Annotated in this window: 19 protein-coding genes; 4 read left to right on the plus strand and 15 right to left on the minus strand. The window is 72.8% G+C overall.

Annotated elements, in window-relative coordinates; genetic code table 11:
* Positions 1–127: 127 nt before the first annotated feature.
* On the minus strand, positions 128–1,372 hold the full coding sequence (locus ASG70_RS14080; protein ID WP_056884501.1) for an MFS transporter: 1,245 nt from the start codon (positions 1,370–1,372) through the stop codon (positions 128–130).
* Between the two features lie 180 nt (positions 1,373–1,552).
* Here ASG70_RS14080 and ASG70_RS14085 point away from each other — a divergent pair, with 180 nt between their 5' ends.
* Both ASG70_RS14085 and ASG70_RS14090 read left to right on the plus strand, forming a co-directional pair.
* Positions 1,553–3,142 (plus strand): catalase, encoded by a 1,590-nt coding sequence (locus ASG70_RS14085; protein ID WP_056884502.1) that lies wholly within the window; start codon positions 1,553–1,555, stop codon positions 3,140–3,142.
* A gap of 57 nt (positions 3,143–3,199) precedes the next feature.
* Entirely contained in the window at positions 3,200–3,532 is a 333-nt protein-coding gene (locus ASG70_RS14090) for a DUF952 domain-containing protein (protein ID WP_056884503.1), read from the plus strand.
* 6 nt (positions 3,533–3,538) lie between these two features.
* Here the strand turns inward: ASG70_RS14090 and ASG70_RS14095 are convergent, their stop codons facing one another.
* The 13 genes from ASG70_RS14095 to ASG70_RS14155 all read right to left on the minus strand — a co-directional run bounded on the left by ASG70_RS14095 (position 3,539) and on the right by ASG70_RS14155 (position 19,722).
* Positions 3,539–4,270, minus strand: coding sequence for an SseB family protein (locus tag ASG70_RS14095; RefSeq protein ID WP_056884504.1), 732 nt, complete (start codon positions 4,268–4,270; stop codon positions 3,539–3,541).
* Positions 4,267–5,001, minus strand: a complete 735-nt coding sequence (priA, locus tag ASG70_RS14100; protein ID WP_056884505.1) for a bifunctional 1-(5-phosphoribosyl)-5-((5-phosphoribosylamino)methylideneamino)imidazole-4-carboxamide isomerase/phosphoribosylanthranilate isomerase PriA — start codon at positions 4,999–5,001, stop codon at positions 4,267–4,269. Before priA ends, ASG70_RS14095 begins: the two co-directional genes overlap by 4 nt.
* Positions 5,002–5,120: 119 nt before the next feature.
* A complete protein-coding gene (gene hisH / locus ASG70_RS14105; RefSeq protein ID WP_056884506.1) occupies positions 5,121–5,759 on the minus strand; it encodes an imidazole glycerol phosphate synthase subunit HisH in 639 nt (212 codons plus the stop codon).
* Positions 5,759–6,382 carry a hypothetical protein gene (locus tag ASG70_RS14110; protein ID WP_156400016.1) on the minus strand — a complete coding sequence of 208 codons (624 nt, stop codon included), beginning with the start codon at positions 6,380–6,382 and terminating at the stop codon, positions 5,759–5,761. Before ASG70_RS14110 ends, hisH begins: the two co-directional genes overlap by 1 nt.
* Positions 6,379–6,993, minus strand: coding sequence for an imidazoleglycerol-phosphate dehydratase HisB (hisB, locus tag ASG70_RS14115; RefSeq protein ID WP_056884508.1), 615 nt, complete (start codon positions 6,991–6,993; stop codon positions 6,379–6,381). Before hisB ends, ASG70_RS14110 begins: the two co-directional genes overlap by 4 nt.
* Entirely contained in the window at positions 6,990–8,156 is a 1,167-nt protein-coding gene (locus tag ASG70_RS14120) for a histidinol-phosphate transaminase (RefSeq protein WP_235531511.1), read from the minus strand. The genes hisB and ASG70_RS14120 overlap by 4 nt, the downstream gene beginning before the upstream one ends.
* A 16-nt stretch (positions 8,157–8,172) precedes the next feature.
* The gene (gene hisD / locus ASG70_RS14125) at positions 8,173–9,516 is read right to left on the minus strand and encodes a histidinol dehydrogenase (protein WP_056884509.1); all 1,344 of its coding nucleotides are present in this window, start codon (positions 9,514–9,516) and stop codon (positions 8,173–8,175) included.
* Positions 9,517–9,570: 54 nt separating this feature from the next.
* Positions 9,571–10,947, minus strand: coding sequence for an MFS transporter (locus ASG70_RS14130; RefSeq protein WP_056884510.1), 1,377 nt, complete (start codon positions 10,945–10,947; stop codon positions 9,571–9,573).
* A 17-nt stretch (positions 10,948–10,964) separates the two neighbouring features.
* The gene (locus ASG70_RS14135) at positions 10,965–13,991 is read right to left on the minus strand and encodes a bifunctional [glutamine synthetase] adenylyltransferase/[glutamine synthetase]-adenylyl-L-tyrosine phosphorylase (RefSeq protein WP_056884812.1); all 3,027 of its coding nucleotides are present in this window, start codon (positions 13,989–13,991) and stop codon (positions 10,965–10,967) included.
* Positions 13,991–15,328, minus strand: a complete 1,338-nt coding sequence (gene glnA / locus ASG70_RS14140; RefSeq protein WP_056884511.1) for a type I glutamate--ammonia ligase — start codon at positions 15,326–15,328, stop codon at positions 13,991–13,993. Before glnA ends, ASG70_RS14135 begins: the two co-directional genes overlap by 1 nt.
* A 55-nt stretch (positions 15,329–15,383) precedes the next feature.
* Complete coding sequence (locus tag ASG70_RS14145) at positions 15,384–16,934, minus strand: NAD(P)/FAD-dependent oxidoreductase (protein ID WP_082590814.1); 1,551 nt, start codon at positions 16,932–16,934, stop codon at positions 15,384–15,386.
* Positions 16,935–16,944: 10 nt separating this feature from the next.
* A complete protein-coding gene (locus tag ASG70_RS14150; protein ID WP_056884513.1) occupies positions 16,945–17,238 on the minus strand; it encodes a hypothetical protein in 294 nt (97 codons plus the stop codon).
* A 171-nt stretch (positions 17,239–17,409) separates the two neighbouring features.
* Complete coding sequence (locus ASG70_RS14155) at positions 17,410–19,722, minus strand: immune inhibitor A domain-containing protein (RefSeq protein WP_369818919.1); 2,313 nt, start codon at positions 19,720–19,722, stop codon at positions 17,410–17,412.
* Positions 19,723–19,990: 268 nt separating this feature from the next.
* On the opposite strand from ASG70_RS14155, the gene panB reads away from it, so the two are divergent.
* Positions 19,991–20,869, plus strand: coding sequence for a 3-methyl-2-oxobutanoate hydroxymethyltransferase (gene panB, locus ASG70_RS14160; protein ID WP_056884515.1), 879 nt, complete (start codon positions 19,991–19,993; stop codon positions 20,867–20,869).
* 105 nt (positions 20,870–20,974) lie between these two features.
* Positions 20,975–22,036, plus strand: a complete 1,062-nt coding sequence (locus ASG70_RS14165; RefSeq protein ID WP_056884516.1) for a M36 family metallopeptidase — start codon at positions 20,975–20,977, stop codon at positions 22,034–22,036.
* A 46-nt stretch (positions 22,037–22,082) separates the two neighbouring features.
* Here the strand turns inward: ASG70_RS14165 and ASG70_RS14170 are convergent, their stop codons facing one another.
* The gene (locus ASG70_RS14170) at positions 22,083–23,384 is read right to left on the minus strand and encodes an ArgE/DapE family deacylase (RefSeq protein WP_056884517.1); all 1,302 of its coding nucleotides are present in this window, start codon (positions 23,382–23,384) and stop codon (positions 22,083–22,085) included.
* Between the last annotated feature and the right edge of the window lie 25 nt (positions 23,385–23,409).

Consider the following 23,409-nt stretch of genomic DNA (forward strand, 5'->3'; position numbering starts at 1 on the left):
GCCGCAGCTCGACTACCACCGCAAAGCGGGTGTCGTTCGGCAACACGGGGGCTATTCGTCCTCTGGTTGCCGAACGACACCCGCTTTGCACGAGGCCCGCAGGAAGTCAGGGCTGGGTGGCGCCGGGTCACACGGTCGCGGCCGCGCGGGCGCGGTCCTCGGACCGCTGGGCGCGGTGGGCCCGGTGGCGCCGGGCCCGTCCGGAGGTCGCGGCCGCGCCGACGAGGGCCAGCAGGAGCCCGGCGACGGCGACCACCACGAACCCGGCCCCCCAGGCGACGTGGTCGATGGCGACCCCGGCCAGCGGCGCGCCGAGCGCAGAGCCCGCGGTCATGAAGGACCCGTGCCACCCCATCGCCTCGCCCCGGGCGTCCGCCGGCACGACGCGGCTGGCCTGGTCGACCGTCGCGGTGATCGTCGGGGCGCAGAACAGGCCGGCGACGAACCCCAGGACCGCCAGCGACGGCGCCCCGGAGGCGAGCGCCATCGGCGCGGTGACCACGGCCAGCCCGCCGAGCAGCCAGAACGCCGAGACCGACCGGTGCAGCCCGCCGTAGACGAGGCCGCCGACCAGTGAGCCGAGGCCCCACACGGCCAGCACCCAGCCGATGGACGCGGGAGTGCCGAAGTCGCGCAGCGCCGCGACGAACGAGATGTCGGAGCCGCCGAGCACCAGGGTGGCTGCGAACGCGCTCAGGCAGACGGCGACGAACGGGGGCCTGAACCACGCCGAGCGGCGCACGGCCGAGGCCGTCTCGACGGGGACACCCTGGTCGTCGACCTCGCGCGCGGCCTCCTCGCGGATCACCGGGTTGACGACCCACAGCAGGATGCCTGCGGCCACCCCGAGCATCTGGATGGCGAACAGCACCCACGACGTCGGCCACACCGTGGCCGCCCAGACCCCGAGGGCCGGCCCGACCATGAAGGACAGCTCGACGGCGACGGAGTCGAGCGAGATCGCGGTGCGGCGGTCGCTCTCCGGCACCGCGGCGATGATCGCCTGGCGGATGATGGAGAACGCCGGGATCACGAAGAGGCCGGCCAGCGAGGCCAGGACGAGCAGCGGCCAGTAGGACACGAAGGGCGCGACCGACCAGCAGGCAGCTGCGACCACGATCGACGGCACGACGACGCGCCGCAGGCCCATCCGGTCGAGCAGGCGCCCGCGCCACGGCCCACTCACCGCGATCGCGACGGTCGCGGCTGCCGAGACCAGGCCGGCGGCGCCGTACGAGCGGTCGAGGGCGGACACGACGTGGAGCGTGAGGACGATGCCCCCGGTGAACACCGGCAGCCGCACGAGGAACCCCAGGACGAGGGCCCGGCGCAGGGCCGGCAGGGCGAGGACGCGGCGGTAGCGGTGGAGCACTGCCCCACTGTCCCAGCAGGCACCGACACCGGCCAAACGGATTTGGCCCCTGACAGCAGGGTCGAGACGAACGGACCACCGTCCGGATGCGGCACGGGCGTTCCGGAGGGAGGGTGGAGACGCTGCTCGGGCCCGCGTCGGGACGAGAGAACGCAACCACCACCACACGAAGGAGCAGCGATGACGGACCAGCAGGCCACGCCGGAGTCGATCCGGACCGCACCGAGCGAGGAGGCCCGGCTCGGGTCGACGACCGACACCGGCGCCCCTGCCCCCAGCGACCGCAACAGCCTCACCATCGGCCCGGACGGGCCGATCGTCCTGCACGACGTGCACTTCCTGAACCAGATGGCGCACTTCAACCGCGAGCGCATCCCCGAGCGCAACGTGCACGCCAAGGGCTCCGGTGCGTTCGGCGAGTTCGTCTGCACGGAGGACGTCTCGGCACACACCAAGGCTGCGCTGTTCCAGAAGGGGAGCACGGTCGAGATGCTGGCCCGCTTCTCGACCGTCGCAGGTGAGCAGGGCTCCCCCGACACCTGGCGCGACCCGCGCGGGTTCGCGCTGAAGTTCTACACGCCCGAGGGCAACTACGACCTCGTCGGCAACAACACGCCGGTCTTCTTCATCCGCGACACCATGAAGTTCCCGCACTTCATCCGCAGCCAGAAGCGCCGCGGCGGCTCGGGTCTGCGCGACAACCACATGCAGTGGGACTTCTGGAGCCTCAACCCCGAGTCCGCCCACCAGGTCACCTACCTCATGGGCGACCGGGGCATCCCCCGCTCGTTCCGGCACATGAACGGCTACGGGTCCCACACCTACATGTGGGTCAACGCGGCCGGCGAGAAGTCCTGGGTCAAGTACCACTTCCACAGCGACCAGGGCGTCCAGGGCCTCACCGGCGACGAGGCCACGGTCATCGCCGGGCAGGACGCCGACTTCCACCGCCGCGACCTGTACGAGGCGATCGAGCGCGGCGAGCACCCCAGCTGGACGCTGTCGGTGCAGGTCATGCCGTACGAGGACGCGAAGACCTACCACCTCAACCCGTTCGACCTCACCAAGGTCTGGCCGCACTCGGACTACCCGCTCATCAAGGTCGGCACGATGACCCTGAACCGCAACCCGGAGAACTTCTTCGCCGAGGTCGAGCAGGCCGCGTTCGAGCCGTCGGCCCTGGTGCCGGGGATCGGCTTCTCCCCCGACAAGATGCTGCTGGGGCGGGCGTTCGCGTACGCAGACACCCACCGCTACCGCATCGGCCCGAACTACCACCAGCTGCCGGTGAACCGGGCCAAGGCGGTCGCCGAGCTCAACACCTACACGCAGGACGGGCCGATGGCCTACGACCACCACGGTGACCAGCCCGTCTACGCACCCAACAGCGAGGGCCGCGGGTACGCCGACCAGGTCGGCGAGGCCGAGGAGAGCTGGGAGTCCGACGGCGCGATGGTGCGCCAGGCCTACACGCTGCGCGAGGACGACGACGACTTCGGCCAGGCCGGCACCCTGGTGCGCGAGGTCTGGGACGACGACCAGCGCGAGCAGTTCGTGAAGACCGTGGCCGGCCACCTGCTCGGCGGGGTGCGAAGCCCCGTGCTCGAGCGGGCGTTCGAGTACTGGAAGAACGTGGACGCCGACACCGGCAAGCAGATCGAGGAGGCCGTGCGCGCGGGCTCCGGGGGCACGAACCCCGGCGGCGAGGCGGACGACGCCAAGGACCTGCACGAGCCCGTCGTCGAGACCCGCACGCAGGCGGGCCGCTAGCGAGCTGCGCCGTGCCGCGTGCCCCCCTTCGCGGGGCACGCGGCATACGCTCCCCGGATGACGATCTACCACCTGGCGGAGCCCGAGCACTGGGGGCAGGCGCAGCGGACGGGCAGCTACACGCAGTCCACCCGTGGGCGCACCCTCGCCGACGAGGGCTTCATCCACTGCTCCTCCGCCGAGCAGTGGCCGGTGGTGCGCAGGTCGTTCTACCGGGACGTGACCGGCCCGCTGCTGCTGCTCGAGATCGACGAGTCCCGGCTGCCCGAGCCACCCGTGGTCGAGGTGGGCAACCCTGCGACGGGCGAGACGTTCCCCCACCTGTACCGGGCCCTGCCGGTCGACGCGGTCGCCGGCGTCACCGAGCTCCCCGCGCCGCACGGCGGCTGAGGTCGCTCAGGAGATCGAGAAGGCGAGCCCGTCGATGCGGGCCCTGATCTCGCCGTCGGTGGCGAGGCGTTCCCCGATGGCCGTCGCCACGGCCTGCACCCGTTCGGCGGCCAGACCCGGCACCAGCGTGAGCTGCACCCGCAGGACGCCCTCGCCCGGCGCCCCGGCGGCGAGCTCGTGACCGACGACGTCGGGCTGCTCGCGCACCGCGTCGGCGACCGCGCGGGCCACCGAGTCGTCCTCGTGCGCCGGCAGCCACTCGCGCTGCTGGGCCAGGGCCCAGACCATGCTCGGGCGCAGGGCGAGCGGCCTCTCCCCCGCCACGTCGAGGACCATCACGTCGCACCGTTCGCTGACCGCCGCCTGGGCGGCGCGGGCCGCGGTGACGGGTACGGGGCGGGCCTGCGGGTCCCACGCGGCGATCGCCTGCATGGAGCTGAAGACCGGCAGCGCCCGGGCGCCGTCGGGGGCGACCAGCGTGACGGCTGCCATGTCGGTCTGCTTCTCCACGACGAGCTCGCCGGTGGAGACGGTGGAGACGGGCTCGGCCACGATCGGCACCAGCAGGCGCGCCGCGGAGACCGCGGCCACGAGGGCACGCTCGTCCCCGGGGTCGGACATCGCGGCGACCAGCGCGGGGTCGGCGGCGCCGGTGTCCCCGTCGAACCCGGTGCCGGTCAGCTCCCGGCCACCGAAGGGGATCCCGGCCGAGTCGTGCGGCGGTGTAGGGCTGGTCACGGGCGGCCTGCCACGTCGAGGGCGTCGGGCAGCGTGAACGCGCCCCGGTAGAGCGCCGACCCCACGATCGCGCCCTCGACGCCGTCGGGCACGAGCCCCCGGATGGCCTCGATGTCCTCGAGGGTCGAGACGCCGCCGGAGGCGACGACCGGACGGTCCGTGCGGGCGCACACGTCACGCAGCAGCTCCAGGTTGGGGCCCTTGAGCATCCCGTCCTTGTTGACGTCGGTGACGACGTAGCGGGCGCAGCCCTCACGGTCCAGGCGCGCCAGGGTCTCCCACAGGTCGCCGCCCTCCTGGGTCCAGCCGCGGGCGGCCAGGGTGGTGCCGCGCACGTCGAGGCCCACGGCGATGCGGTCGCCGTGTTCCGCGATGGCGGCGGCGGTCCACTCGGGGTCCTCCAGGGCCGCGGTGCCGAGGTTGACCCGGCGGCAGCCGGTGGCGAGCGCGGCCTCGAGGGAGGCGGCGTCCCGGATCCCGCCGCTCATCTCCACCTTGACGTCCAGGCGCCCGACGATGTCGGCCAGCAGCTCGCGGTTGGAGCCGCGCCCGAACGCCGCGTCGAGGTCGACGAGGTGCAGCCACTCGGCCCCCTGCTCCTGCCAGGCGAGCGCCGCCTGCCACGGGTCGCCGAACTGGCCACCCGTGCCGGCCACCCCCTGCACGAGCTGGACGGCCTGGCCGTCAGCGACGTCGACGGCGGGCAGGAGTTCGAGGCGGGGGCCGGTCATGGGGGTCCTTGCGGTCGGGGTGGGGCTGGTCGGGTTGGGGGCTGGTCGGGTTGAGGGTGGAGCCGGGGTGGCGCAGACGTGCGGGGACGACGGCGTGGGGGATCAGCTGACGGTGGGGGTCACAGCGAGTGCACCCAGTTCTCGAGCAGGGTCAGGCCCGCGTCGCCCGACTTCTCGGGGTGGAACTGGGTGGCCGACAGGGGTCCGTTCTCGACCGCCGCGACGAAGGGACGGCCGTGCTCGGACCAGGTGACCTTGGGGGCGACCACGGCGAACGCACCGGTGGGCGGCTCGAGCACCCACTCCTGGACGGCGTAGGAGTGCACGAAGTAGAACCGCTCGGACTCGACGCCGGCGAACAGCCGGGTGCCCTGGGCCACGGTGACCTCGCTCCAGCCCATGTGCGGCACCACGTCGGCCTGCAGCCTCGTCACGGTGCCGGGCCACTCGCCCAGCCCCTCCTCGGGGCTGGCGCCGGGCTCCTCGCTGCCGTCGAACAGCACCTGCATCCCGACACAGACGCCGAGCACGGGACGCCCGCCGGCCAGCCGGGTCTCGATCACCAGGGGTCCCTCGGCGGCCCGCAGCCCGGTGAGGCAGGCGTGGAAGTTGCCCACCCCGGGGACGAACAGGCCGTCGGCGTCCAGGGCCGTTGCCTTGTCGCCGGTCAGGGTGACCTCGGCGCCGACGTGCTCGAGGGCACGGACGGCGGACCGGACGTTGCCGCTGCCGTAGTCGAACACCACGACGTGCGCCATCAGCTCTCCTCCATCTCGGCGCGGTGCCGCGCCTGCTCTGCCATGCGGGACTCGAAGCGGGCGACCGCCTGGGCGGTCGGGGCCACGACCTGGCCACGTGGGGACGCACCCGCCGTCAGCAGGTCGGACCCCGGCAGGCCCAGGGTCGCCATCAGCGTGCGCAGCCACCCGGTGGCGTCCCCGGAGCGGTCGGCGACGACAGCGGCCACTGCTCCCGGTCCCGACCGGGCGTGCGCCGCCGCGACCAGGTCGGTGGGGCGGGCCACCTCGAGGGCCGGCGTCCGGACGCGGCCCTCCCCCGGTTCCCAGACGAGCCAGCGCTGGGTGGCGCGCCAGCCGCGAGGCCGGACCGACACCACCGCCCGGTCGCCCACGACGAAGAAGCCGAGGGCGGGACGGATCCTGCCGGGCAGTGGCCGCCCGACGAGGGTCGCGACCGGGTCGTCGTACGGCGCACCGGCGCGCGAAGCGGGCTCGGCCGGGACGAGTGCGATCCACTCCCCCTGAGGCACGACCTCGCAGGCGACCAGGCCGCGTCGCACCCAGCCCGAGGCGCGCGCGGGCTCGCCGCGCACGAGGAGCAGTCCGCGCGACGCCCGCGCGGACTGCCGCGGCACGCTCACGTGGAGAGGCTGCCCTTCGCGCTGGGTACGCCGCTCACGCGCGGGTCGCGGGCCACCGCGGCACGCAGCGCCCGCGCCACGGCCTTGAACTGTGCCTCGACGATGTGGTGCGGGTCGCGGCCGGACAGCACCCGGACGTGCAGCGCGATGCCGGCGCGGCCGGCGAACGACTCCCAGACGTGGCGCGTGAGCGAACCGACGTAGGTGCCCCCGATGACGACGTAGGCCTGGCCCTCGGGCTCGCCGGTGTGGACGACGTAGGGCCGCCCCGCGACGTCGACGACCGCGTGGACCAGCGCCTCGTCGAGCGGGACGGTGGCGTCGCCGAAGCGGGAGATGCCGCTCTTGTCGCCCAGGGCCTCGCGCAGGGCGTCGCCGAGCACGATGGCGACGTCCTCGACGGTGTGGTGGGCGTCGACGTCGACGTCACCGGTGGCCTTGACGCGCAGGTCGATGAGCGAGTGCTTGGCCAGCGAGGTGAGCATGTGGTCGTAGAACCGCACGCCGGTCGAGACGTCGGCAACACCGGTGCCGTCGAGGTCGAGCTCGAGCTCGACGCTGGACTCCGAGGTCGACCGGCTCAGCGAGACCCTGCGGTCACCTGCGGTCACGGGGCGCTCCTGTCGGTGGCGGTGTCGGCGATCTCGGCCACGGCGGCCAGGAACGCGTCCGTCTCGGCCGGGGTCCCGGCCGTGACACGAAGATAGTGGGGGATGCCGACGTCGCGGACCAGCACACCCCGCTCGAGCAGCGCCCGCCACGTCGCCGCGGCGTCGGCGAGACCGCCGAACAGGACGAAGTTGGCGTCGCTGGCGACCGGGGCGTAGCCGAGCTCGGCGAGCCGGGACACCATGCGGTCGCGCTGCTCCTTGATGGCCTCGACGGTGCCGAGCATCTGGTCGGCGTGCGCGAGGGCGCCCAGCGCGATCGCCTGCGTGGGGGCCGACAGGTGGTAGGGCAGCCGCACGAGCCGCAGCGCGTCGACGAGGGCGGGGTCCGCCGCGAGGTAGCCGAGGCGACCGCCCGCGAAGGCGAACGCCTTGCTCATGGTCCGGGTGACGACCAGGCGCGGACGCCCTTCGAGCAGGGTCAGCGCGCTCGGGGTGCCGGGACGGGCGAACTCGGCGTACGCCTCGTCCACGACGACGACGGCCCGCTCGGCCGCGGCGTACACCGCCTCCACCACGTCGAGGCCCAGCGCGGTGCCGGTCGGGTTGTTGGGCGAGCAGAGGAAGACGACGTGCGGCTGGTGCTCGCGCACCTGCTCCACCGCCGACTCGGCGGTGAGGTCGAACGGCGCGTAGGGACCGGCGCCGCGCAGCCCGTCCACCCACGTCATGCCCGTGCCGGTGCTGATCAGGGGGTGCATCGAGTAGGCCGGCGTGAACCCGAGGGCCGTGCGCCCGGGACCGCCGAACGCCAGGACGACGTGCTGGAGCACCTCGTTGGACCCGTTGCCGGCCCAGACCTGCGCCGGCTCCACCTCGACGCCCGAGGCGGAGGTCAGGTATGCCGCGAGCGCCGTGCGGAGCTCGGTGAACTCGCGGTCGGGATAGCGGTTGAGCGTCGGCGCCACCGCGGCCACGCGCGCCGTGATGTCCGCGACCACGTCCTCGGGCACGGGGTAGGAGCTCTCGTTGGTGTTGAGCCGCACGGGGACGTCGAGCTGGGGCGCGCCGTAGGGGCTCGCGCCACGCAGGTCCTCGCGCAGGAGGGCGTCGAGGCGCGCCCGGTTGGCGTCGAGGTCGGTGGTCACGTCGGTGGACCCGCTCACGGTCGGTCGCACCGCCTCAACGGCCGTCGTCGAAGCGGGCGGTGACCGCCTCGCCGTGGGCGGGGAGGTCCTCGGCCTGCGACAGGGCGACGACGTGGTGGGCAACGTCCTGCAGTGCCTCGCGGCTGTAGTCGACGACGTGGGTGCCGCGCAGGAACGACTGCACGGACAGGCCGCTGCTGTGGCAGGCGCAGCCCCCGGTGGGCAGGACGTGGTTGGACCCGGCGACGTAGTCGCCGAGGCTCACGGGCGAGAAGGCGCCGACGAACACCGCGCCGGCGTTGCGCACCCGTGCGGCCACGGCGGCGGCGTCGTCGGTCTGGATCTCGAGGTGCTCCGCGGCGTAGGCGTTGACCACCTGCAGCCCCTGGTCGAGGTCGTCGACGAGCACCAGCCCGGACTGCGGGCCGGTGAGGGCGGTGCGCACCCGGTCGGCGTGCTTGGTCGCCGGCACGCGCCGCTCGACGGCGGCGGCGACGGCGTCGGCCAGCTCCGTGCTCGCGGTGACCAGGACGGAGGCGGCGAACGGGTCGTGCTCGGCCTGGCTGATGAGGTCGGCGGCGACGTGGACCGGGTCGGCGGAGTCGTCGGCGAGGATGGCGATCTCGGTGGTGCCAGCCTCCGAGTCGATGCCGATGAGCCCCTTGAGCAGCCGCTTGGCCGCGGTGACGTAGATGTTGCCCGGGCCGGTGACCAGGTCGACGGGCTCGGCGACGACCGCGTCGTCTCCCTCACCGTCGGTGAAGCCGTAGGCGAACGCAGCCACGGCCTGGGCGCCGCCGACGGCATACACCTCCTCGACCCCCAGCAGGGCGCAGGCGGCCAGGACCGTCGGGTGCGGGTAGCCGGCGAAGATACCGGTGTTCTCACGTTGGGGAGGGCTGGCGACCGCGAGGGAACCGACCTCGGCAACCTGCGCGGGGACGACGTTCATGACCACGCTGGAGGGGTAGACGGCCCGGCCGCCGGGCACGTAGAGCCCGACCCTGTCGACCGGCACCCAGCGCTCGGTGACGGAGCCACCGGGGACCACCTGGGTGGTCGTGGTGCTGCGGCGCTGGTCCTCGTGCACGAGGCGGGCGCGGCGGATGGACTCGTCGAGGGCGGCCCAGACGTCCGGGGCCAGCGTGTCGAGGGCTGCGGTGATGACCTCGGCCGGCACCCGCAGCGTGGGCGGGCGGACGCCGTCGAAGCGCTCACCGAGCTCGTAGAGGGCCTCCGCGCCGCGGTGGCGCACGTCCTCGCACAGGGGCCGGACGGTCTCGACGGCCGCCGCCACGTCGAACTCGGCTCGCGGCAGCAGGTGGCGCAGCTCGCGGGCACCGAGGTCGCGTCCGCGCAGGTCGATCGTGGACATCATGGGCCCAAGTCTAGGCGGGGCCCTGTGGACGTCCGAACCCCGCCGGTGGCGGTCTCAGCCCCCGGATGACCGACGGAGCACGGGGTCGCCCCCGGGCTCGGGCTGTGGGGGCGCGGGCTGCTCCCCGGCAGGGTCTGGCTGGGTCGCGGCGAGGGTCACGCTCGTCTCGACGGGGCCGAACGTCGCGTCGATCTCGTCCTGCATCTGCTCCCCCGGCCAGCGGGCCGCCAGCAGCACGAACATGCCCAGCGTGAGGACGGCGCAGATCCCGACCGAGGCGGCCGGCGAGGTGTGCTCCGAGACCCAGCCCGCGGCGAGGAAGCAGAGACCGGTGACCCCGACCGACAGGGCGCCGGCGAGGCCGAACACCCGGCCGCGCATTGCGGTGGGCACCAGGAGGGTGAAGGCCGACTGCAGCGGCAGCATGTAGCTCTGCAGGGCACCTGAGACGAACCACGCAGCCCACACCACCGGCAGCGGCGGCTCGAAGATCGTCACGAGCAGCGGCAGCGGCATGACCAGGGCCAGCCGGAGCACGAGGCGGAACTGGCGCTCCGCGGGCAGCCGGCCCAGGAGCAGGAGGCCGGCCACGGCGCCGAGGATGGGGGCGGCCATGAGCAGGCCGCCCCACGTGGAGGACCCGGTGTGGTCGCTCGCGTAGGGCAGCGCCACCGCCTCCGGCGCCGCGGCGGCGAGGGCGCTGGCCAGGGACAGCAGGAGCAGCATGGTCAGGACGCTGCTGGTGCGGATCTGTCGCCAACCCTCGGCCAGGTCGCCCAGCAGCCCGGACAGCGGGCCGTCCGCGCCGTCGACCACTGCCTTCGGTGGCGTGACGACGGCGAGCACGACGGCGCCGACGAGGAAGGTGGCGAGGTCGAGCAGCAGCGCCGTGGTGTCACCCACCAGCCCCACGACGACGCCGCCGAGGGCGAGCCCGATGGCCTGGTTGACCTGCGTGGCCAGGGTGGTGAGCCCGAACGCACGGGCGTACACGCGGCGTACGGGGAACAGGTCGGTGAGCAGCATCTGGCTGGCGGTCATGGCGGGACCACCCACGAACTCGAGCACGAAGACGAGGCCGAGCACGAGCGACACGGACTCGGTGGTGCGGACGGCGAGCACGAGCAGCACCACGAGGGCAGCCCGGATGAGGTGGGTGCCGACGAGGGTGGTCCGCGGGGCCAGCCGGTCGCAGAGCGGGGCGAGCAGCGCCCGTCCGAGGATGCTAGGGACGAGGGACACCGCGAAGGTGGCTGCCGTCGCGAGCGCCGACCCGGTCCACGTGTAGACCACGGCCGCCACCGTGATCCGGGCGATGTAGTCGCCCCAGGTGGACAGGGTGGAGGCGGCGAAGACGGGGAGGAACACGGGGGTGCGGAGCACCTCGGTGTACGAGGGCACCGCGACGGCGCCGTCCTTCCCGCTGACCATTGACCGACCGTACCCCGCTACCGGGACCCGTAAAAGTTGGACTCGGTGACCGCGCGGGCGTGCCTCGCCACCCGCCGGTAGGCCCCGGCGAGGTCGGCGCCGGAGCCCGGTTCGCCGCCCAGGATGCGGCTGACGCCGTCGGCGACCCGCAGGTCGGACGGGACGCTCTCGGCGGGCTTGCCCCGGAAGAGCACCGCGGCGTTGCGAAGCCGGGAGGCCATGGTCCACGACGCCCGCAGCGCCTCGCCCTGCTCCTCGTCGAGGTACCCCGCCCCGACCGCGGCCTCCAGGGCGGGCAGCGTCGAGGTCGTGCGCAGTCCCTCGACCTCGTGGGCGTGCTGCATCTGGACCAGCTGGACGGTCCACTCGACGTCGCTGAGACCACCGCGCCCGAGCTTGAAGTGGCTCTTCGGGTCGGCGCCGCGGGGCAGGCGCTCGGCCTCCATCCGGGCCTTGAGCCGCCGGATCTCGCGCACCTGGGTGGCCGTGAGGCCCTCGTCGGGCCAGCGCAGCGGGTCGACGAGCTCGAGGAATCTCGTGCCCAGCTCCCCGTCGGCGGCGATCGGCATCGCCCGCAGCAGCGCCTGCGACTCCCACGTGAGCGACCAGCGCGCGTAGTAGGCGCGGTAGCTCGCGAGGCTGCGGACGAGCGGTCCGCTCTTGCCCTCGGGGCGCAGGTCGGCGTCGAGCCCGAGCGCGGGGTCCGGACCCGCGGACCCGAGCAGCCGGCGCAGCTCCTGCACGGTCTCCAGCGCCTGCTCCTGGGCGACCTTCTCGTCGGCGCCGTCGAGGGGGTCGTGGACGAAGAGCACGTCGGCGTCGGAGCCGTACCCCACCTCTCCCCCACCGAGGCGCCCCATCCCGACGACGAGCAGGCGGGTGCACCGCGGCCCGTGGCGCTCCTCGACGACCCGGACCGCCACCGAGAGCGCTGTCTCGAGCAGGGCGGCGGTGAGGTCGGTGAGGGCGGTGCCGACCTGCTGGAGGTCGAGCTCGCCGGTGAGGTCGGCGACGGCGATGCGGAAGAGCTCCTGGCGCCGCAGGCTGCGCGCGGCCCGCACGGCCCGGTCGGGGTCGGCCTGCCGGCCGGCCGCGGCGGTCATCCGCCGGACGAGGTCGGCCCGCGGAAGGGGGGTGAGCCCGCCCGGGTCGCCCAGCATCGCCACCGACTCGGGCGCCCCGACGAGCAGGTCGGCGGCGTAGCGGCTGCGGGCCAGGGTGTGCGCCAGCCGCTCGGCGGCCGAGCCCTCGTCACGCAGGAGGCGCAGGTACCAGTGGGTCGACCCCAGCTCCTCGCTGACCTTGCGGAACGCGAGCAGCCCACCGTCGGGATCGGCCTCGTCGGCGAACCAAGCGAGCATCACCGGCAGCAGCGTCCGCTGGATCGCGGCCCGGCGGCTCACCCCGGAGGTGAGCGCCTCGAGGTGGCGGATGGCCCCGGCGGGGTCGCGGAAGCCCAGGGCGGCCAGCCGCTCGCGGGCGGCCTCCGGCCCCAGCCGCGCGTCGCTGGTGCTGAGGCGTGCGACCGCGGCGAGCAGGGGCCGGTAGAACAGCCGCTCGTGGATGCGGCGCACCTCCCGGGCCTGCGCCTGCCGCTGGGCCTCGACCGCCTTGGCGGCGTCCGACCGGTGCCCCAGGGCGCGGCCGAGCCGGCGCAGGTCGGCCTCCGCCGTGGGCATGAGGTGGGTGCGGCGCAGCCGGAACAGCTGGATCCGGTGCTCCAGGGTCCGCAGCAGCCGGTAGGCGGCATCGAGCGTCGCGGCGTCGTCGCGCCCCACGTAGCCACCCCTGGCGAGGGCGTCCAGCGCCTCGAGCGTGGTGCCGGAGCGCAGCGAGGCGTCGGCCCGGCCGTGCACCAGCTGCAGCAGCTGCACGCTGAACTCGACGTCGCGCAGCCCGCCCGGCCCGAGCTTCAGCTGGCGGTCGGCCTCGGCGGCGGGCACGTGCTGCTCCACCCGGCGACGCATCGCCTGGACGTCCTCGACGAAGTTGTCCCGCGAGGCCGCCTGCCACACCATCGGCCGCACCGCCTCCAGGTAGGCCCCACCCAGCGCCCGGTCGCCGGCGACGGGTCGCGCCTTGAGCAGCGCCTGGAACTCCCAGGTCTTGGCCCAGCGCTCGTAGTAGGCGCGGTGGCTCTCGACGGTCCTCACCAGCGGACCGTTCTTGCCCTCGGGGCGCAGGGCCGCGTCGACCGGCCACAGCGTGCCCTCCCCCGTCGAGGTGGAGCACGCCCGCATGAGGTGGGTCGCGAGCGCGGTGCCCGCGGCGAGCGCACGTGGCTCGTCGACGCCCTCGCGCGGCTCGGCCACGAAGATGACGTCGACGTCGCTGACGTAGTTGAGCTCGCGCCCCCCGGTCTTGCCCATCCCGATCACCGCGAAGTCGCACAGGTCCGCGTCGTCACCGACGTGGTCGCGGGCGATCTGCAGGGCCGCCTCGAGCGCCGCCTCGGCGAGGTCCGCCAGCGCTGCCGCCGCCTCGGGCAGCGCGGCGGGGGCGTCGTCGGTGGTGAGGTCGAGCGCCGCGATGCCGAGCAGCTGCCGCCGGTAGCCGATGCGCAGGGCGTCGTACGGCGTGCGGCCGCCGGTCTCGCGCACGGCGGTGACCAGTTCCTCGACCCGCTGCTCCGGCGTGCGCGGTCGCGCCTCGGCGACGCTGCGCCAGTGCTCGGGGTGCGCCACGAGGTGGTCGCCGAGGGCGCTCGAGGCACCGAGGACCGCGAGCAGCCGGTCGCGGGCCGCGCCCGGGTGGCGCAGGGCCGCGACCAGGCCTGTCACCTCGGTGGCCGCTCCCGACTCCTCGTCACGGCGCCTGGGCTCGGAGGCCCGCAGCGCCTCCATGAGGCGCACGACGCTGAGCAGGGCGAGGTCGGGGTCGGCGACGGCGCCGAGCGCGTCGGGCAGGCCGTCGTTGAAGACGTCGTCGAGGGGGTCGACCAGACCGGAGAGCGCCGGGTCGGCCAGCAGCTGCTCGGCCCGGGGCGGGTCGGCGAAGCCCAGCCGTGCGAGCGTCGCCGACCGGGAGGTCGCGCGGCCCGAGATCACAGCCCGGGCAGGTAGCGCTCGAGCTCGAAGCGGGTGATCTCGCCGCGGTAGTCGTCCCACTCGGCGCGCTTGTTGCGCAGGAAGAAGTCGAACACGTGCTCGCCCAGGGTGTCGGCCACCAGGTCGCTCTTCTCCATGACGCGGATGGCCTCGTGGAGCGAGGTGGGCAGCGGCTCGATACCCATCGCCTGGCGCTCACCGGAGGTGAGGCCCCACACGTCGTCCTCGGTCTCGGCGGGCAGCGGGTAGTCCTCCTCGATGCCCTTGAGGCCGGCCGCGAGCATCAGCGCGAACGCGAGGTAGGGGTTGGCGGCGGCGTCGAGGGTGCGGACCTCGACCCGGCTGCTCTGGCCCTTGGTGGGCTTGTACATCGGCACGCGCACCATGGCCGAGCGGTTGTTGTGGCCCCACGTGAGGTGCGCCGGGGCCTCCCCGCCGCCCCACAGCCGCTTGTAGGAGTTGACCCACTGGTTGGTGACGGCGGTGATCTCGGCGCCGTGGTGCAGCAGCCCGGCGATGAACTGACGGCCCACCTTGCTCAGCTGGTAGGGCGCGCCCGCCTCGTAGAAGGCGTTGCTGTCGCCGTCGAACAGCGACATGTGCGTGTGCATCCCCGAGCCCGGGTGCTGCGCGAAGGGCTTGGGCATGAACGACGCGAAGATGCCCTGCTCGAGCGCGACCTCCTTGATGACCGTCCGGAACGTCATGATGTTGTCGGCCGTCGAGAGCGCGTCGGCGTAGCGCAGGTCGATCTCGTTCTGGCCCGGGCCGCCCTCATGGTGGCTGAACTCGACCGAGATGCCCATCGACTCGAGCATGGTGATGGCGGCGCGGCGGAAGTCGTGGCCGGTGCCGTGCGGCACGTGGTCGAAGTAGCCGGCCTGGTCGACGGGTTCGGGGCTCTCCCCCGGCGCGAACCCCTGCTTCAGCAGGTAGAACTCGATCTCGGGGTGGGTGTAGAAGGTGAACCCGAGGTCGGAGGCCTTGCCCAGCGCGCGCTGCAGCACGTGGCGCGGGTCGGCGAAGCTGGGCGACCCGTCGGGCAGGGTGATGTCGCAGAACATGCGGGCGGTGCCGGGGTTCTCACCACGCCACGGGAGCACCTGGAACGTCGCCGGGTCGGGCTTGGCCAGCATGTCGGCCTCGTAGACCCGGGCGAACCCCTCGATCGCGGAGCCGTCGAAGCCGATGCCCTCGGCGAACGCGCCCTCGAGCTCGGCCGGCGCCACGGCCACCGACTTCAGGGTGCCGAGCACGTCGGTGAACCACAGCCGCACGAAGCGGATGTCGCGCTCCTCGATGGTGCGAAGGACGAACTCCTGCTGACGATCCATGGGGGTGATCCTGCCCTAGTCGTGCGCCGCGGTGCGCCTCGCAGCGCCGCAGCGCTCAGCCCGTGAGAACCGACTGCGCGCTGTTGTGGCCCGGGATGCCGCTGACGCCACCACCACGACGCGCCCCGGCCCCGGACACCCGCACCTTCGCGTGCCGGGTCTCGACGCCCCAGGTGCCCACCTCGGACTCCTGCTCCGCCCAGGGCCACTGGAGCGAGCGGTGGAAGATGTTGCCGCCGGGGAGCCCGAGGTCGGCCTCGAGCTCGACCGGGGTCCGCGCCTCGAGGCAGTAGGCGCCGTCGCCGTCGCGCAGCAGCACGTCCTGGATGGGCTCGGCCAGCACCGAGTTGAGCGACTCCAGCGTGCGGGCGAGCGCCAGGTCCTTGACCGCGTCGTGGTCCTCGGGCGAGCCCCGGAACAGCCGGGCCGGCAGGTGAAGCCCGAACAGCGTCAGCGTCTGGGCGTCGGTCGCGGCGAGCTCGGGACCGAGGATCGAGCGGTCGGACAGGCTGTGGCAGTAGATCTCGCACGGCGGCAGCTGGGGCACCCGGCCCGCGGACGCCGCCGCCCACGACTCCTGCAGCTGGCCGTAGCCCTCGTTGATGTGGAACGTGCCGGCGAACGCACCGGCCGGGTCGACCGAGGCGTCGCGCAGTCGTGGCAGCCGCGACAGCAGCATGTTGACCTTGAGCTGGGCACCCTCGGGCTCCACCTCGGTCTCCACGGCGGCGGCGCCCGCGGCCTCCAGCAACCGGTTGAGGACCGCCGGCGCACAGGCGGCGTGGATGGTACGGGCGCGGGCCGAGCCGCCCTCCCAGGACACCTCTCCGTCGGGGTCGACCGCGAGCACCCTTGTCCCCGTGCGGATCTCGGCACCTGCGGCCACGGCGGTTCGGGCCAGTCCGTCGGTGACAGCGCCCATGCCACCCACGGGCACGTCCCAGTCGCCCGTGCCGCCGCCGATGAGGTGGTAGAGGAAGCAGACGTTCTGCCGCAGGTCCGCGCCCCGCAGGTCCGCGAACGTGCCGATCAGCGCGTCGGTCGCCACGACGCCGCGCACCGTGTCGTCACCGAAGGTCTGCTCGAGCACCTCGCCGAGCGGGCGGCGCACCAGCGCCTCCCACAGCGCGTCGTCGCCGACCCGGGCGGCCAGGTCGGCCTGGGTGCGCAGGGGTTCCAGGACCGTGGGAAAGACCCGCTCGGCGAGGCGCTGCACCCGCCCGTAGAAGTCCTGCCACGCGGCGTACTCGGCGCGGCTGCCGGTGAGCGCCTCGAAGCCGGCGGCTGTCGCGCCGGGGTCCCCGTGGTCGACGAGCAGCCCCCGCGTCGGATCGCCCGGCACGGGCGTGAAGGACGAGTAGCGGCGCCGGATCAGCCGGACATCCAGGTCGAGGTCGGCCATCACCTGTCGCGGCAGCAGCGAGACCAGGTAGGAGTAGCGCGACAGGCGCGCGTCCACACCGGGGAACGCCTGCGCCGACACCGCCGCCCCGCCGACGTGGTCGGCGGCCTCCAGCACCAGGACGGTGCGCCCCGCCCGGGCTAGGTAGGCAGCGGTGGTGAGCCCGTTGTGGCCGGCTCCGATGACGACGTCGTCGTAGATCACGCCCGGCAGCCTACGGAGTGGGCTCCTGCTCCACGGGCTCCCCGGTCTGCGTGTCCTCGCGCGCCTGCTCGGTGTCGCTGGTCACGGGGAGGTCAGGGTCGATGGCGGCGTACCGGCGCTCGAGCTCCTGCTGGTCGGGCTCGAGGCCCAGGCCACGGATCTCCTCGGCGACGGCGGCGATGACGGCCTCCGGGTCGCGGCCCTTGGCCTTCTCCTCGCCGCGCAGCTGTGCAGCCACCAGCGCGTGCCGCGTCGCGTCGTCCAGCTCGCCACTGGCGTGTCCGACCTCGAAGCCCTCAGTCATCTCCCGCAACCTCCTCGTCCGTGGTGGGAGCACCCGGCCGGGCGCCCTCGCGCCCGAGTCTGGTGCCCCGGCCCGGCCGCCACCACCCGGACAGCACGGAACAGGGCCCCGGGACGTGTCCCGGGGCCCTGCCGTGAGGGTGCCGCTCACCGGCCGTGGCCGGCGTGGTGGCTACTTGTCGAAGCGCACCTTGAGCGTCATGTCCTGCGCGTGGTTGGTGGTCTTGGCCACCGTGATGCTCGTGCCCGAACCGGCCACCTGGACGGAGTTCATCGGGTTGTCCGCGGTCCAGTACGCCTTCTTGTCGAGGTCGTAGAAGGTCGGGATGGCCTTGCTCGACTTCACCGTGGTCGGCACACCGTTGAGGTGGAAGGTGACCGCGTCGGTCTTCTCCTGCCCGAAGGTGGCGTCGAACGGCTGGCGACGGTTGCCGAGCAGGGTCCCGTTCGGGAACTTGATCGGCAGGTAGCGGGCATCCACCGGGAGCACGAGGCCGTGGCCCGGGTGCACGCTGGTGTTGTTGTCGCTGTACTGCCCGTCGACATAGGTGACCAGCAGGCCGTTCTGGTACGGGAACCGCTCCACCCAGTCAGGACGGGTGTTGGACCAGCCGAAGTTGTACGGCCCGGTCTTCAGCGTCTTGTCGTAGCCGTTGTAGACGCGGTTCTCGGCCAGGTAGTAGTGCTGCACCACCTTGGAGGTCGAGCCACCCATGCGGGTGAAGCCGGACGCGGTCCAGCCGTTGTCACCGTTCTCGACGTCGTCGGTCAGGACCGGGGCGCCGTTGGCGGTGATGGTGATGTCGTCCAGGAACGGGCCCTGGTAGTGCAGGCCGCCGTCGGTCGCGTAGCGGAACCGGAAGCTGATGCTCTGGCCCGCGTACTTGGACAGGTCCCAGGTCTTCTGGGCCCACGGGGTCAGCGCGGCGTTGCCGGCCGGCCCGTCGACGAGGTCGCCGACCTGCTCCCAGGTGCTGCCACCGTTGGTGGAGGCCTCGGCGTACAGGGCGTCGTAGTCCTGCTCGATGTTGTACTGCATCCAGGCCGAGATCGAGGCGGACGTCTTGCCCGTGAGGTCGATGGTCCGGGTCAGCGTGCTGTTGAGGCTGTCGGCGGAACCGCCCCACCACTCGGTGGCACCGCTGTGCGGCTTGTTGTAGCTGGTCGCCACGGTCTTGTCCGGGAGGTTGACCAGCAGGGCCTGCGGCAGCGTCTTGCTGTCACGGTCGGCCGGGCCGACCTTGACGTCACGGTCGTAGCCGTAGTCGACCTGCTGGTAGTCGAGCCAGCCGAGCTGCAGCTTCTCCCACGCACCCATGTTGCCGGGGGTGGTGCCGATCGAGTCGGTGCCGTGGTTGAGCCACGAGCCACCGGACATCAGCGTCCAGAAGCCGGTGCCGTTGTCGCCACCCGCGGTGTCGTAGAGGTCCGGCAGGCCGAGGTCGTGGCCGAACTCGTGCGCGAACACACCGAGGCCACCGTTCTCGGGCTCGGTGGTGTAGTCACCGATCCACATGCCGGAGTTGCCGAGCGGCACGCCACCGAGCAGGTTGCCGGCGGGGCCGGTCTTGCCCTGGTTGTTGGAGTAGGCGTACCAGCGGTGCGACCAGATGGCGTCCTCGCCCTGCGCGCCACCACCGGCCTCCTCGCCCTCACCGGCGTGGATGGCCTGGAAGTGGTCGATGTAGCCGTCGGGCTCGTTGAAGTTGCCGTCACCGTCGTAGTCGTAGCGGTCGATCTTGTCGAACTGCGACAGGTAGGTCTTGATCTCGGCGTCGGTCTTGCCCTGCGCCTTCTGGTCGTTGTACCAAGCCGTCGCGGTGTCGGCGATGAACGGCCAGTAGCCGGCGGCGTCGCTCTGGTTGTTGCTGCCGTAGGCGGACTCGTTGTAGGGCACCTGGACCCAGTTGGAGACGTCGCCCTTGGCCAGGAAGCGGCCGTTGGAGAGCTTGGTGTAGAAGTCCTTGAACGACTCCCCCTCGCCGAACATCATGTCCAGGTAGTGCTCGCGGTTGAAGTCCGCGGTCCAGTACGTGGAGTTGTCGTCGGTCTTGCTGCCGTCCCACTTGCGGTCGGGCGACGGGATCTGGTTGTGCACCGGACCGGCCGTGCCGCCCGTGACAGGCTTGGTCTGGCTGCCGAAGTCGGCGAGGACGGTGAAGATGTCCTCCTCGCGGTTGACGGGCCAGTCGACGTACTTGTCCTTGGCGGCCTTGGTGCCCTTGGCCTTGGCGTTCTTGCTGCCCTTCACCTTGATGACCCGCTCGCCACCGCGGGTCTCGGTCGTGGCCTCACCCTTGATGAGCTGCTTGACCGCCTCCTCGCGCAGGTCGCGCTGGGCGTCACCGAGCGGGTTGGGCAGGTCGTGGGAACGGTTCTGGTAGTTGGGCTCGCTGGCCACCTTGGGGGCAGGCTTTGCCTGCGCAGGTGCCGAAGCCATGCTCATGGCGACGGCTGCGACAGCCACCCCCGAGAGAACGCTCACGTAACGTCTCTTCACTGATCCTCCAATTGACATTCACGTCTGCACGCCGGGTTCCGACACACATAGGGACGACCCAAACACGGGATCAGGCCATACGGAATGTCTGGAATGGTCAGGACTCGGTAAAGAGATTCACCCGTTCGGCCTATTGATGTTCTGTGAATGACAACTGGAGGCGCATTCCGCACGAACGGCCCGACAGGTGGTACCGAGCCCTCTCGTGGGCCGGCGCACGGGCCGCCCGGGCGCCTCCTCCTAGGATGCCTGCATGAGCGACCACCCCTCGACGACGAGCACCCCGACCGAGGTCACGGCCCCCTACGGCACGGGCGCGCAGGCCGCCCCGCAGCGCCGGGTCCGGGTCCCGCACCTGCAGGCCATGAAGGAGCGCGGCGAGAAGTGGGCGATGCTCACCGCCTACGACATGTATGCCGCAGAGATCTTCGACGAGGCAGGGATCCCCGTCCTGCTCGTGGGCGACTCGGCCGGCAACAACGTCTACGGCTTCGAGACCACCGTGCCCGTGACCGTCGACCACCTCGTGCCCCTCGTGCGCGCGGTCACCTCCTCGGCGCGACGCGCGATGGTCGTCGCCGACCTCCCCTTCGGGTCCTACCAGGCCAGCCCGCAGCAGGCCCTCGCCACGGCGACCCGGTTCATGAAGGAGGGCATGGCGCACGCGGTCAAGCTCGAGGGCGGCGCGTCGATGGTGCCCGAGGTCGAGCTGCTCGTCCGTGCCGGCATCCCCGTCATGGGCCACATCGGCTTCACCCCCCAGAGCGAGCACGTCCTGGGCGGCTACAAGGTGCAGGGCCGCGGCGACTCCGCCGACCGCCTCGTCGAGGACGCGCTGGCCCTGCAGGAGGCCGGCTGCTTCGCCGTCGTCATGGAGATGGTCCCGGCACCGCTGGCGGCGAGGGTCACCGAGGTGCTGTCCATCCCCACGATCGGCATCGGCGCCGGCCCGGAGTGCGACGCCCAGGTCCTCGTCTGGCAGGACATGGCCGGCCTGCGGGGCGGCAAGGCCCCGCGCTTCGTCAAGAAGTACGCCGACCTGCGCGGCGAGCTCGGTCGGGCTGCCTCCGCGTATGCCGCCGACGTCGCCTCCGGCGCGTTCCCCGCGTCCGAGCACTCCTTTCTCGAGTAGCTCCACCACGCGTAGGACCCCACCAGGGCCACCGGCGGGCTAACGTCCACCGGTGGACCCCGACCGGACCCGGCGGGGCCGCACCCTCGTGAGCGGAGGACCCACGTGACCCCCACCCGACGTACCGCCAGTGCCCTTGCCGTCGGCGCCACCGCGCTGGCCCTGTGCCTGGCCGCAGCACCGGCCCAGGCGACCAAGGCCGGCAGCGGATCCACCACCGGCCGCGGATCGGTGTTCATGGTCAACCCGGTGCAGTCCTCGGGCGACCAGTCCCTGACCGACCAGAAGGACTCCGACGCCGCGGTCCCCGCGTCGGCCTACGCCACCGTCCCGCTGCGCAACCTCGACGGCTCCGGTTACCTGCGCGGGTCGTGGGTCCAGGTCGAGTCGGCTACGGGGACACCGGCGTTCAGCACCACCAACACGTTCGACTACACGCGCCACCAGGACCAGTTCGAGCAGGTGATGGCCTACTTCTGGGTCAACCAGGCGCAGGAGTACCTGCAGTCCCTCGGGTTCGGGTCCACGCTGCCCGGCGTGGTGAAGGAGCAGTTCAGCGTCAAGGTCGACCAGTACGGCGGCGACAACTCCTACCAGACCGACAAGCCCTACCGGATCCGTCTCGGCAAGGGCGGCGTCGACGACGCGGAGGACGCCGAGGTCATCGTCCACGAGTACGGCCACGCCGTGCACGCCTCGCAGGTCCCCGGCTACGGCACCAGCGAGGAGGCGGGCTCGATCGGCGAGTCCTTCGGCGACTACCTCGCGGTGTCCGTCGGCCTGGCCGCCGACAAGCAGTACGGCTGGCCGATGAAGGCGCAGGAGGCGTGCCCCATGGACTGGGACTCCACGTCGTACACCGCTGCGCCGCACTGCATCCGGCGTTTCGACCTCAACCTCACGGTGGCCGACAAGAAGGGCGAGGTGCACTACGACGGGCAGATCTGGAGCCAGGCGCTGTGGGAGATCCGCAAGGGCTACGTGTCGCTCGGCAAGACGACGGCCGCGTGGGACCGCACCCTGGTCAACAGCCAGTTCAGCTACGCGCCCGACACCAGCTTCTCGGCTGCGGCGAAGGCGACGTACACCGAGGCACTGGCCCACGACGGCGCCGCCGCGGCCAAGCTCGTCAAGGACAAGTTCGCCGCGCGAGGGATCGTCTTCTGACCTGACCCTCCTGCTGAGCCACGGTGCTGCTGCGGCGCGCTCGTCCCTAGGGGGCGGTCGCGCCGCAGCGGCGCAGGGCCAGCAGCGCGTAGGTGCGCGCACAGGTCATGAGCTCGCGGGCGGTCACCGACTCGTCGACCGCGTGCGCCGCACCGAGCGATCCCGGCCCGTACTGCAGCGTCGGGATGCCGCGCTCCGCGTAGTGCCGCAGGTCCGAGCCGTAGGGAGCCCCCTCGACCCGTGGTCGGCCGGCACCTGCCGAGGTGGCTGCGGCACAAGTCTCCTCGAGCAGCGGGTGCCCGTCGGGCAGGGCTCCCGAGGCGAACGCGCCACCCGGCCAGCTCACGACCACCGGGTGCTCGCGCAGCCAGGGGTCCTGGTCACCGGTCGCGGCCACCGCGGCCTCGAACGCCGCGCGGGCCTCCTCCAAGGGCTCGCCCGGCAGCACGCCGTACCGGCCCTCTGCCACGAGCCGGTCGGGGACGGTGCTCGCCCACTCCCCCGCCCTGACGATGCCGACCGCGATGGGCGCGACGAGGTCGAGGTGGGCGAAGTCGTAGGGCGCGTGCGCGTTGCGGGCCGCCTCCAGTGAGCGCAGGGTCGCGAGCACCCCGACGAAGTGGTCCACCGCGCTCTCTCCGAGGGTGCGGGTGGACCCGTGGGCCGAGCGCCCCGGCACCTCGAGGCGGAACGTCAGCGAGCCGGCGTTGGCCGGGATGACGGCACCGCCCGTGGGCTCGGCGATGACGCAGGCGTCTCCGCGGTGGCCGGCGGCGAGGGTGGACCAGGCGCCGACGCCACCGTCCTCCTCACCGCTGACGAGGTGCACCGCGAGGCCACGGCTGGTCTCCACCCCGCAGGAGGCGAGGGCGCGGGCGGCGGCGAGGACGGCCGCGACGCCACCGAGCATGTCGCAGGTCCCCCGACCGGTGAGCACGCGCACGTCGCCGTCTCCGTGGACCTGCAGGGCGAACGGGTCGCTGCCCCACCGGCCGGGGTCACCTGCGGGCACGACGTCGGTGTGGCCGCACAGGACCAGGGCAGGCGCTTCTCCCTCCGCGCCGCCTCGCTGCCCGACGACCCCGACGAGGCGGTCGCGCCGCACCTCCTCGCCCGGGTAGGCGGCGCTGCTGCGCGCCGCGGCCAGGTCGACGTCCCACTCGTGCACCGTGAACCCGAGCTCGCGCAGCCGCCGGGCGCACCAGCGCTGCACCGCGTCCTCACCGTCGGTCCCGCCCACCGGGGCGAACGCGACGAGCTCGGCGAGGTCGGCCAGCATCGCCTCGGGGTCGAGCGCCTGGAGCACCTTGGTCTCGAGATCGGTCAGCGGCGGGGCGTCGGTGTCCATGGGAGGACCCTGCCACGCGCACGTG

Origin of the sequence: Phycicoccus sp. Soil748 (assembly GCF_001428025.1) — a bacterium.
Classification (GTDB): Bacteria; Actinomycetota; Actinomycetes; order Actinomycetales; family Dermatophilaceae; genus Pedococcus.